Here is an 11,777-nt window from a genome sequence, read left to right as displayed (position 1 = left end):
GAGATCGTGTAGAAGCACAATTCAGCAGTGGTGGAATCGAAAATTTAGTGATTTTGTGCACGAGCAATTCAAATATTCTAAAGTAAAAAAAACAGGTCGAATGATCGCCTCGTTTACCATTGATACTGATGGATCTCTCAAAAACATCAAACTGGTCGAAATGATCGATGTTGATTCTGGTGTCGAATTTATCAGAGTGCTCAACAAATGTCCAAAATGGATTCCAGCAAAAAGAGGCGGAAAACCAATTAGTATTGACATCAAGTTCCCCATGGTTTTAAAGTAAATAGTTTAAATTCAGTCGCTATGAAAATTTCACTCTCAATATTATTTGTTTGTTTTTCATTGCAATTACTTCTTGCGCAAGAGCCAACGGTAAGTGATGAACCTATCGTCGAAATGAAAGACGCCGATATCCCGCCCATGTTTTATGCAGGGGACGATGCGCTTTACGACTTTATCAAACAAAACTTCAAAAAGCCAGAGGTTCCCGAACTCATCGGCAAAGTATTCGTATCCTTCATCGTTGAAATAGATGGAACGCTCACCGACATCTACACGACAAGAGATATCGGTTTCGGCACTGGAGCAGAAGCCGAACGCGTGATGCAGCTTTCACCCAAATGGATTCCAGGACGAAAAGAGGGCAAAGTTGTGCGTGTAAAATATTACTTACCCATTCCAATTAGCACCAATTAGAAATGAACCTAAAATCGCAATTTCTTCTCAATCCCAGAAATCACCTTTCTCAATCATGGCTCCTTTGGTGCTTGTCCAAAACCAATACTCGAGAATTATCAATATTGGCAAAAGAATTAGAATGGGAACCGGTGCAGTTTATACAAAAAAAAGCACCCAAGTATCTTCAATCTGCCAAAGACGCATTAGCAAATTATGTTGGTTGCAGCGCCAGATGATTTTTCTTTACGGCAAATCCGACAATTGCTATTAATACGATTATGCGCAGCATGGTTTGCAGCCCGGTGACGAAAATTCTCACCACAAATCATGAATATGGCGCGATGGACAGAGCGTGGAATTTCTACTGCGAGAAGTCCAATGCCAAATACATTCGACAAAATATTTCAATCCAGTTCAATCCAAAGAAAGTCTACTTGAAGAATTTTGGAGCGGCTACACCTCCAAAACAAAAATCGTATTCCTCAATCAAATCTCTAGTGCAACTGCTTTAATTTTTCCAGTAAAAGAGATTATTCAAAAGGCGAAGGCATTGGGTTTGATTACGATTATAGATGGTGCGCATGCACCGGGCCACATCAACTTAAACCTAACGGAATTAGATCCAGATTTTTATACAGGAACGCTCCACAAATGGATGTTGGCACCAAAAGGCTGTTCGTTTTTATACGTAAAAAGAGAACGTCAAAAAGAAATAGATCCGTTAATCGTGGGCTGGGGTTATCAAAGCGAAAATCCTTCGAATAGTAGATTTCTAGACTATCATCAGCATCAAGGCACAAGAGATATTTCGGCTTTTCTAACAGCGCCAGCGGCAATTCAGTTCCTAACCGACCACAATTGGAAAGAACAATCGCAATCTCCAAACAGTTGATTCTAGAAAATTACGAGCGATTTTGTACGCTGCTAGGAACCCAACCGATTTGTCCAATCTCTTCAGAATTCCTTGGACAAATGTGTAGTATTCCAATCAACACCAATAATCCAGTTGGTCTGAAAGAAATATTATATAGCGAATATAAAATTGAAATTCCTATCATGAAGATTGACCACGGGACTTTTATTAGAATTTCATTAAACGCATATAACAATCCTGCGGACTTGGATACCTTATTTGACGCATTATCATCAATAAAGATGAACAACGATTTGTTGAAATAAAGGCGCAAATAGTTTACATTCAACTGGTTAAAATTAAGATGCTTTTAAATTAATTTTCAAAATATTGTTTGTATTATTGTATCCTAATTATACGACCAATCATGAAAAAAATCCTTACTCTTTTGATTCTTCTGTGTTCTGTTGCTGTTTTCTCGCAGAGAACCTGTTCGACGAATACAAAACTAAATGAACTTAAAAATAATGTTCCGGGCTTTTCTGAGCATCATCAGGATGTGATGGAGTATATCCAAAACCCAAATAACGAACAAGCCAACTTTCTTCGCGGAACGAATTCTCCCGCTGTTGTGGTAACTATTCCAGTCGTTTTCCACGTGTTATATAAAAATGCCACTCAAAATATAAGTGATGCCAAATCAATTCTCAATTGACGGTTTTAAATAACGATTATCGAAAACTAAATGCAGATTTCAATTCTGTAGTTCCAGCTGCTTTTAGACCTTTGGGAGCCGATGTGGAAATCGCGTTTTGTAAAGCAACTCGAACACCAGCAGGTGCTGCAACTACCGGGATTACAAGAAAATCAGTAGGTTCTAGTTTTGTTTTTGAGGACAGTTATTATTTGGCTGCTGGTGAGTTGGCTTGGGATCCAACTAAATATTTAAATATCTGGTTTGGACGTTTTTCAGATAATACACTGTTGGGTTTTTTGCTTATCTTCCTTCTGCCGCTGGACAGGCATTTGATGGTTTGTGTATTGGAGATCAGTTTTTTGTACAACTGGTACTGCGAGTGCACCATTTAATAAAGGTAGAACAGGTACGCATGAAATCGGACACTATTTCGGACTAGAGCATCCATGGGGAGATGATGGTAGTAGTTGCGGGTCTAGCGCCAATAATGATGGAGTGACTGACACGCCTGCAACCGACAATCCACATTATAACTGTCCTAATTTTCATAGCAATGCAAATACCTGCAGAAATTCTGCAAATGGTGCGATGTTTATGAATTTTATGGATTATGTAGATGATGCGTGTATGGCTTTCTTCACCGCAGGGCAAAAAACAATTATGCAAAATACATTGGCAGGACCGAGATTGAGCTTGTTAACCTCTAACGGTTGTTCGGTTTTAGGATTGAATGAAGTGGAAGCGATAAGAGCCATTGCGGTCTACCCAAATCCCGTTTCAAAATATTTTATGATTACCTCTCCACAAGTCGAAATAGACGAAGTTGAAATCTTTAACACGATGGGACAGTTGGTAAAAACACAAATTATCATTAGCTAATAATGTGATTAATATAGAAGGATTTACCTCAGGAACGTATTATTTAAGAATCTACAATCAAGGACAATTCTTGAAATCAGATAAGTTGATCAAGAAATAGTAGTTTTTTAAATCATCATAAAGAATCCCGAAAGTGAACTGCTCTCGGGATTTTTTTTAACTAGCAATAGCTTTGCGTCTCTGCGCCTTGCGAGCTATATTTATTGCCAACCTTGCCTTTTCTTTAAAGAAACAATATGTGCCAAATGATGGTCGCCATGCCAAGCATAAAGTGCTACTACTTCATATAGAGGGAATTCTTTTCCGTATTGCGGATGAATATACCGTCTCTCAAAATCGCTAGCAGTTAAGTTCGAAAGCATCCACTGCAATCTAAAGTGCAATCCCTCTAACAAAACAAGTGACGTGCGATAGGCATTGTTCGGTTATCGTTCGTTCAGACCATAGCTCTTTTTGTATGGTTTAATAGTTGGCGTCTCTTCTGTAAGCATCAACTTAATTCGAATCAAACAATTCATATGGCTGTCTGCGCAATGGTGAACAACTTGTCGAATTGTCCAGCCTTCGGGTCGATATACGGTGTCCAATTGTACATCCGATAAATGCGAAACTTCATTTTTCAACCTAGAGGCAAAACTTGCAATTGCTTCAATTTGTTCGACAATGATTTTGTCGTCATACTTTGATGGTGCGCAAAATGCCCCAATTGGGAATCGTAATTTTTCTAAATCAAATTTTTCCATAAATTGTTTTCTTTCTTGTCTCTTTCCTCTAATCCCATTCTTCTAATCAATGAAAAGCCGCGCTAAAAAGTCAAAATGTTCTCCTTCTAAAACCAATTCACACTGCAGCCCATTGGCAATTGCAGCATTTTGAAGTGTATTATAATCAACGTACATCCAATCAAATGGAATTTCTTTTTCGCCTTTATAGGTAATGTTGAAAACCAATTCTCCATAATATTCATTGTCGGAAGGTATCCATTTGCCGCCATCTTCATCGTCGTCAAACATATAAATGATGTCGGAACTATCCACCAAGATTTGCCCGTTTTCATTTAATAATGTCTTTAATTTAGAAAGAAATGCCCCAAGCTTCTTAAGTCGCCCACACATGCCAGCGCCATTCATCATTAGCAAAATCGTATCGAATTTTTCATTTTCAATGGTCATCACATTTTGCACTCGAGCCTTGCAATGCCTCGAAGTTGGCAGGCTTCAATGGCGTTTGGTGAAATATCAATCGCAGTAACGTCGAGTCGTTTTTCATCCTGTAAATACAAACTATGGCTTCCAGCTCCACAACCTACGTCCAAAACTTTTCCTTTGGACAATCGCAATGCGGTTTGTTCCATGGCAGGCATTTCTTCATAGGAACGAAACAAATACGCCACGCTCATTTCATCCGCTTCCGAAATGGAAGTTTCTGTAATCAAGTCTTCTGGAGCGTTGTTAGTTTGAAAATCGAGGATGGCTTTTCCGAAAAAGGTCTTTCATTTCTAGGAGTTTAGGTGGTTTAGGAACAGTTTATCTGGTTTAGTTTTGTTGTGTTCTTGCCAGAACAGATTGGTTCTTGGTTAGTAGTTAAAGTTGATTATATTTGTCGTAATCATCCAAATTATGAGTCTAAAACCGTCATTAAACGACATCGAAAAACTAGCCAAAGATACGCATCTCGAAAGCAAAAAGTATTTTGACAAGCTAAAAAGAAAACCCCAAAGAATTTAGATTATGTCATGCAAGAACTGCACGATGCCGAATTCAAAAAACAGATTGTTTGACTTGTGCCAACTGCTGCAAAACCACTGGACCGCTTTTTACGTCAGCAGATATCGAACGGATCTCAAACACTTGCGACAAAAACCACAACAATTTATAGCGCAGTATTTGCGTATCGATGAAGACCAAGATTACGTATTGCAAAGTGTTCCATGCACTTTTCTAGACGCGGAAAATTACTGTATGATTTATGAAGTTCGGCCTAAAGCCTGTCGAGAATTTCCGCATACGGACAGAAAAAAGTTCCAGCAAATTACCGATTTGACTTTGAAAAATGTAGCGATTTGTCCCGCAGTTTTCAACATTGTAGAAGCAATGAAGAAGCGATTGCCTTAAATGGATTTTTAGACTATAAGATTATAAGACCGTAAGATTACATCGTCTAATCTATGCCCTAGCCCAGATAGTAACGGCATCCTTTTGCGGCGGCGTTCGACGCAAAAGATAAAGTGGATAGCTGGAAAAAGCTCCTAAAAAAACCAACCTTCAAAAGGCAAATAATTCAAATCAATTGGTCTCGTTGGCGAACAAAAAAGCTATCAGGATAGATCAAATACTTTCTTCTCATTTCCTTAAATTTTTCAATGCCTGTTTTCCACGTGACGCGAATTTCCTCTTCCGACAGACCTCCTTCAATTTGCTGCTGCAGCACTTTTGTTCCCGCTAATTTGGTGAAATAAGAATTAAAAAACTTAGACGGTTCTTCGGTTTCTTTATAAGCTTTGATCAGCCATTTCAATTCTAGGTGATTCACTTTTGGCACTTGGGTCAAATCTTCACCACAACAAATGGTGCCATTCCACGGAGGATCTTTAGCGCCTTCATTGGGAGCTGGCGTAAAACTGTAATGATTTGTCGTCAGGTATGGTGAACCATAAATTTGAAATTGTTTGTTCGTGCCTCGTCCAATGCTAACATTTGTACCTTCAAAAAAGCACAAACTAGCATATAAATTAATCGCTTGGTCGTTGGGTAAATTTGGGGAAGGTTTTACCGGTAGGCTATAGGACATTTCACGTCGGTAATTTTCGCAAGGCACAATTTTCAATTTACATTGAATGCTGTCTTTCAGCCATTTCTCGCCATTAATCATCAAGGCATATTCGCCAATCGTCATGCCGTGCATTACAGGAATCGGGTGCATCCCAACAAAACTGCTGTATTCCTTCTCGAGAATTGGCCCGTCTACAATGTTGCCGTTGGGATTAGGTCTGTCTAAAACAATGAGTTCAATATTATTTTCTGCGCAGGCTTCCATCACATAATGCAGGGAAGAAATGTAGGTATAAAAAACGAGCGCCAACATCTTGAAGATCAAAAAGTAATACTTCAATACCTTGTAGTTGCTCTGCCGATGGCTTTTTTGATTGCCATAAAGGGAAATAATCGGCAAACCAGTTTTGGTGTCTTTTCCATCAACAATCAATTCTCCAGCGTCAGCAGTACCGCGAAAACCGTGCTCCGGCGCATAAATTTTGATCAAATCGATTTTAGTGTTCTTACAATATAATCAACGATATGCATGGTAGCCGTTTTGATTCCAGTTTGTTGCATATGCTTCACTGTGTCTGTAATCGAATAGCCATAATCATAGGAAACTAGTCCAGATTGGTTGGTTAAGATGCCTACTTTCTTTTTTTTAATAAAGAGAAATAACTCGCCATATTTTCGGCGCCAGTCATAAACTTTACCGATTTGACTTTGCTTTTCACCATCGTTGCTTGTGGAGCAGAATAATTGACAGGCTTCGCAGTTTTACACGAAACAAATACAATGGAAATTAGCAAAAGCAAGCCGTATCTTTTTTTTGATGCTAAAACAGTTGGGTGGAACCGATATCCGATATCATTAATCATAAATCCTAAATAAATTAATCCTAAAATCGTTCTAAAACTGTATTTTTTGAAACCTTAAATCCACAGCAAAACCAAATTGAATCTAGAATATTTTATAGCCAAAAGACTCATTACGGCTAAAGGGCGTAAAAGTAGTATTTCTGCACCAATTATAAAAATTGCAATTGCGGCTATAGCAATTGGAATGATTATGATGATTGTTTCTGTTGCGACGGGAATTGGTTTACAGGAAAAATTCGTGAAAAAGTTTCGGCTTTCAACGGACATATTATCATTTCCAGCTTCGATGACAACCAATCGCAAGTTAGTGTAACGCCCATTTCAACGCATCAAGATTTTTATCCCCAATTTAAAGCGGTCGAAGGAATCAATCATATTCAAGCAGTTGCCAGCAAAGCGGGATTATCAGAACCGAAACTGCTTTTGAAGGAATTATTTTTAAAAGGTGTCGGCAAAGATTACCAATGGAAAAACATTCGAGAATATATTATTTCAGGAAGAATCCCCGATGGCACACCAATTAAACAATGAAATCTTAATTTCCCAATATTTAGCCAATCGACTCAATCTAAAATTAGGCACCACGTTCAATACCTTTTTCATGAAAGAAGGTAACAATCAACTACCGAATTTGCGGGTTTTTAAAGTCGTTGGAATATATAATTCTGGCATTCAAGAATTTGATGCTTCTTATATTATAGGTGATATTCGACATGTTCAGCGCATCAATAAATGGCAGCCAGATCAAGTCGGTGCCTTTGAAGTTTTTGTCGATGATTTCACGCAAATTAAAACCAAAGGAGAAGAAGTCTACGAGCAAACCAACTCCACACTCGACACCCAAACCATTGCCGAAAAGTACTATTATATATTCGAGTGGCTGCAACTTTTCGATTTCAATATTATTGTTATTCTTATCGTTATGATTGCAGTCGCTACCATTAATATGGTCGTCGCTTTATTGGTGCTCATCCTCGAAAGAACCCAAATGATCGGAATCCTCAAAGCATTGGGCGCCAACAATTGGACGATCGAAAATATTCTTATATAACGCGTTTTACCTAATGACAAGAGGATTATTTTGGGGAAATCTTATTGGAATCGGATTGCTGCTCATCCAAAAATATTTCGGAATCATTCAACTCAACCCCGAAAATTATTACGTCAACGAAGCGCCAGTCTACCTCAATTGGATGTATATCGTGGCGCTCAATATTGGAACAATAATCATTTGCCTTTTGGTTTTATTGATTCCATCCTATATTATTACCAAAATTTCCCCTGTCAAAGCTATTCGTTTCGATTAATCTTTCAGTTTCCTTTTCGGTATTTCCCGCTATCCGTACAATCTTTTGCTTTTAAAAGGAAAAAGCAAAGGATTTTCCCCTGCTATCGGGGCTATGGCCCTTGATTTCAAAGACAGATTTTTTATAGCCTTTGCGTCTTGCCCTACGTCCGGCTCGGTGGAGCAAAATTAAGGCAACAAACGCAATCCCAACAAGTTATAAACAAAGTAAAAAAAGGTTAGGAAATTTTTGGATAAAAGTTAGATAAGTGCTTATCTTTGCACCCCGCGAAAGAGGGATGTTCATATAAATTACTGATAACGAGGTTTGAGAAAATAAAATTAAAATTTATTTTACAAAAGGCTTGTTTAGAAGAAAAGAATAATTACTTTTGCACCCGCTTTGAGAATGAAGGCGATAGAAAAAAGAAGAACACGTTCCTAGACATATTGAATTGACAGCCGTTTTAGAAGAGATTCTAAAACAGAAAAAAGAGAGTAAGAGAGTCGAAAGATTTGAATTAAGCTTAGAAATTCGTCGATAAAAAATGCTGAGTTAAACAGCGACAATATACGATGAAGAGTTTGATCCTGGCTCAGGATGAACGCTAGCGGCAGGCCTAACACATGCAAGTCGAGGGGTATAGTAGCAATACTAGAGACCGGCGCACGGGTGCGTAACGCGTATGCAATCTACCTTTTACAGAGGGATAGCCCAGAGAAATTTGGATTAATACCTCATGGTATTATCGAATGGCATCATTTGATAATTAAAGTTCCAACGGTAAAAGATGAGCATGCGTCCCATTAGCTAGTTGGTAAGGTAACGGCTTACCAAGGCGACGATGGGTAGGGGTCCTGAGAGGGAGATCCCCCACACTGGTACTGAGACACGGACCAGACTCCTACGGGAGGCAGCAGTGAGGAATATTGGACAATGGGCGCAAGCCTGATCCAGCCATGCCGCGTGCAGGAAGACGGTCCTATGGATTGTAAACTGCTTTTGTACAGGAAGAAACACTCCCTCGTGAGGGAGCTTGACGGTACTGTAAGAATAAGGATCGGCTAACTCCGTGCCAGCAGCCGCGGTAATACGGAGGATCCAAGCGTTATCCGGAATCATTGGGTTTAAAGGGTCCGTAGGCGGTTTAATAAGTCAGTGGTGAAAGCCCATCGCTCAACGATGGAACGGCCATTGATACTGCTAGACTTGAATTATTAGGAAGTAACTAGAATATGTAGTGTAGCGGTGAAATGCTTAGAGATTACATGGAATACCAATTGCGAAGGCAGGTTACTACTAATGGATTGACGCTGATGGACGAAAGCGTGGGTAGCGAACAGGATTAGATACCCTGGTAGTCCACGCCGTAAACGATGGATACTAGCTGTTGGGGGCAACTTCAGTGGCTAAGCGAAAGTGATAAGTATCCCACCTGGGGAGTACGTTCGCAAGAATGAAACTCAAAGGAATTGACGGGGGCCCGCACAAGCGGTGGAGCATGTGGTTTAATTCGATGATACGCGAGGAACCTTACCAAGGCTTAAATGTAGATTGACCGGTTTGGAAACAGATCTTTCGCAAGACAATTTACAAGGTGCTGCATGGTTGTCGTCAGCTCGTGCCGTGAGGTGTCAGGTTAAGTCCTATAACGAGCGCAACCCCTGTTGTTAGTTGCCAGCGAGTCAAGTCGGGAACTCTAACAAGACTGCCAGTGCAAACTGTGAGGAAGGTGGGGATGACGTCAAATCATCACGGCCCTTACGCCTTGGGCTACACACGTGCTACAATGGACGGTACAGAGAGCAGCCACTGGGTGACCAGGCGCGAATCTATAAAACCGTTCTCAGTTCGGATCGGAGTCTGCAACTCGACTCCGTGAAGCTGGAATCGCTAGTAATCGGATATCAGCCATGATCCGGTGAATACGTTCCCGGGCCTTGTACACACCGCCCGTCAAGCCATGGAAGCTGGGGGTGCCTGAAGTCGGTGACCGCAAGGAGCTGCCTAGGGTAAAACTGGTAACTAGGGCTAAGTCGTAACAAGGTAGCCGTACCGGAAGGTGCGGCTGGAACACCTCCTTTCTAGAGAAAGACGCAATTATTAGTTATCAAAGCTTAGATTTAATTACTCTCGCTGTTAGTTCAAATAATACAAATGGAAGTTTTATATTTTAAGCAAAAACAGAGTCTCGTAGCTCAGCTGGTTAGAGTACTACACTGATAATGTAGGGGTCCCCAGTTCGAGTCTGGGCGGGACTACTTTGTTTGTTTATTTAAGGAAATTTAGAGGTGAGAATTATGAGTTTCATAATTCAATTCGTAATTCAGAATTAATTAAAAAGGGGGATTAGCTCAGCTGGCTAGAGCGCCTGCCTTGCACGCAGGAGGTCATCGGTTCGACTCCGATATTCTCCACAATTCCTACGGGAATAAAGTTCATTGACATATTGAGATAAGAAAATATTTAAAAATTAAGAAAGTTCATTGACATATTGATATAAGAAAATAGTTAAAAGTAGAAAGAACAAAGTTCTATCATCTATGATCTAAAATAAAAGTACAATAAGCAAAATAAGGGCGTATGGGGGATGCCTAGGCTCTCAGAGGCGAAGAAGGACGTGATAAGCTGCGAAAAGCTACGGGGATTGGCACACACGAATTGATCCGTAGATATCCGAATGGGGCAACCCACTATGTTGAAGACATAGTACACCGATAGGTGGGCAAACCCGCTGAACTGAAACATCTAAGTAGGCGGAGGAGAAGAAAACAAAAGTGATTCCGTAAGTAGTGGCGAGCGAACGCGGATTAGCCCAAACCAATGTTGTTACGGCAATATTGGGGTTGTAGGACCACGATATTCCTTGCGCAAGGAACTGGAAGTTACTGGAAAGTGACGCCATAGAGGGTGATAGCCCCGTATGGGTAACGAGTGTAATGAATAGTGGTATCCTGAGTAGGGCGGGGCACGTGAAACCCTGTCTGAATTTGGCGGGACCATCCGCTAAGGCTAAATACTCCTGAGAGACCGATAGTGAACCAGTACCGTGAGGGAAAGGTGAAAAGAACCGTGAATAACGGAGTGAAATAGATCCTGAAACCATACGCTTACAAGCGGTCGGAGCCCTTTCGTGGGGTGACGGCGTGCCTTTTGCATAATGAGCCTACGAGTTAACGTTGCTGGCAAGGATAAGTACTTAAGTACGGATCCGTAGCGAAAGCGAGTCTGAATAGGGCGCTTTAGTCAGTAGTGTTAGACGCGAAACCGTGTGATCTACCCATGGGCAGGATGAAGCTGTGGTAACACATAGTGGAGGTCCGAACCGGTTGACGTTGAAAAGTCTTCGGATGACCTGTGGGTAGGGGTGAAAGGCCAATCAAACTCGGAAATAGCTCGTACTCCCCGAAATGCATTTAGGTGCAGCGTTGCGCGTAAAGTTATATAGAGGTAGAGCTACTGATTGGATGCGGGGGCTTCACCGCCTACCAATTCCTGACAAACTCCGAATGCTATATAATGTTTCACCAGCAGTGAGGGCTTGGGTGCTAAGGTCCAAGTCCGAGAGGGAAAGAACCCAGACCATCAGCTAAGGTCCCCAAATATATGTTAAGTTGAAAGAACGAGGTTTGTCTGCCCAGACAGCTAGGATGTTGGCTTGGAAGCAGCCATTCATTTAAAGAGTGCGTAACAGCTCACTAGTCGAGCGGACGAGCATGGATAATAATCGGGCATAAACATATTACC

At 40.7% G+C, this 11,777-nt stretch carries 5 protein-coding genes, 2 tRNA genes, 2 rRNA genes and 6 pseudogenes (1 of these 15 cut by a window edge); 12 read left to right on the top strand and 3 right to left on the bottom strand.

What is annotated here, in order from left to right; all coding sequences use genetic code 11:
• The first annotated feature begins 55 nt into the window (after window positions 1–55).
• The 6 genes and pseudogenes from IPP77_16020 to IPP77_15995 all read left to right on the top strand — a co-directional run bounded on the left by IPP77_16020 (window position 56) and on the right by IPP77_15995 (window position 3,110).
• On the top strand, window positions 56–286 hold the full coding sequence (locus tag IPP77_16020; GenBank protein MBL0311094.1) for an energy transducer TonB: 231 nt from the start codon (window positions 56–58) through the stop codon (window positions 284–286).
• A gap of 20 nt (window positions 287–306) precedes the next feature.
• On the top strand, window positions 307–699 hold the full coding sequence (locus IPP77_16015) for an energy transducer TonB (protein ID MBL0311093.1): 393 nt from the start codon (window positions 307–309) through the stop codon (window positions 697–699).
• 2 nt (window positions 700–701) lie between these two features.
• A pseudogene (locus IPP77_16010) lies at window positions 702–1,860 on the top strand (aminotransferase class V-fold PLP-dependent enzyme).
• A 101-nt stretch (window positions 1,861–1,961) separates the two neighbouring features.
• Window positions 1,962–2,249 (top strand): hypothetical protein, encoded by a 288-nt coding sequence (locus IPP77_16005; protein MBL0311092.1) that lies wholly within the window; start codon window positions 1,962–1,964, stop codon window positions 2,247–2,249.
• Window positions 2,246–2,623 (top strand): hypothetical protein, encoded by a 378-nt coding sequence (locus tag IPP77_16000; GenBank protein MBL0311091.1) that lies wholly within the window; start codon window positions 2,246–2,248, stop codon window positions 2,621–2,623. Before IPP77_16005 ends, IPP77_16000 begins: the two co-directional genes overlap by 4 nt.
• Window positions 2,571–3,110 carry a hypothetical protein gene (locus tag IPP77_15995; protein MBL0311090.1) on the top strand — a complete coding sequence of 180 codons (540 nt, stop codon included), beginning with the start codon at window positions 2,571–2,573 and terminating at the stop codon, window positions 3,108–3,110. The genes IPP77_16000 and IPP77_15995 overlap by 53 nt, the downstream gene beginning before the upstream one ends.
• A 200-nt stretch (window positions 3,111–3,310) precedes the next feature.
• Here IPP77_15995 and IPP77_15990 read toward each other — a convergent pair.
• Window positions 3,311–3,853, bottom strand: a pseudogene (locus tag IPP77_15990) (putative metal-dependent hydrolase).
• 42 nt (window positions 3,854–3,895) lie between these two features.
• Window positions 3,896–4,509 (bottom strand): annotated as a pseudogene (locus tag IPP77_15985) (class I SAM-dependent methyltransferase).
• A 220-nt stretch (window positions 4,510–4,729) separates the two neighbouring features.
• On the opposite strand from IPP77_15985, the pseudogene IPP77_15980 reads away from it, so the two are divergent.
• Window positions 4,730–5,224: pseudogene (locus IPP77_15980) on the top strand (YkgJ family cysteine cluster protein).
• A gap of 166 nt (window positions 5,225–5,390) precedes the next feature.
• Here IPP77_15980 and IPP77_15975 read toward each other — a convergent pair.
• Window positions 5,391–6,442 (bottom strand): annotated as a pseudogene (locus tag IPP77_15975) (DUF1343 domain-containing protein).
• Window positions 6,443–6,820: 378 nt separating this feature from the next.
• Between IPP77_15975 and IPP77_15970 the strand changes: the two are divergent.
• The 5 genes and pseudogenes from IPP77_15970 to IPP77_15950 form a co-directional block, all read left to right on the top strand.
• A pseudogene (locus IPP77_15970) lies at window positions 6,821–8,051 on the top strand (ABC transporter permease).
• Between the two features lie 551 nt (window positions 8,052–8,602).
• A 16S ribosomal RNA gene (locus IPP77_15965) occupies window positions 8,603–10,114 on the top strand.
• A gap of 103 nt (window positions 10,115–10,217) precedes the next feature.
• Window positions 10,218–10,291, top strand: a tRNA-Ile gene (locus IPP77_15960).
• Between the two features lie 82 nt (window positions 10,292–10,373).
• Window positions 10,374–10,447: transfer RNA gene (locus IPP77_15955), tRNA-Ala, on the top strand.
• A gap of 145 nt (window positions 10,448–10,592) precedes the next feature.
• Window positions 10,593–11,777, top strand: a 23S ribosomal RNA gene (locus IPP77_15950); it runs 1,701 nt beyond the window's last position.
• Together the 16S and 23S rRNA genes with 2 tRNA genes alongside form the textbook arrangement of a ribosomal RNA operon.

The sequence above is a fragment of the Bacteroidota bacterium genome, from assembly GCA_016722375.1.
GTDB lineage: Bacteria > Bacteroidota > Bacteroidia > Chitinophagales > LD1 > Bog-950.
Note: the sequence above shows the minus strand (reverse complement) of the source record. Positions and strands in the feature narration are given on the sequence as shown.

Excerpts from the sequence above, each read along its gene's own strand:
- IPP77_16015 (MBL0311093.1), top strand. The coding sequence starts at position 307 with ATGAAAATTTCACTCTCAATATTATTTGTTTGTTTTTCATTGCAATTA.
- IPP77_16005 (MBL0311092.1), top strand. The coding sequence starts at position 1,962 with ATGAAAAAAATCCTTACTCTTTTGATTCTTCTGTGTTCTGTTGCTGTT.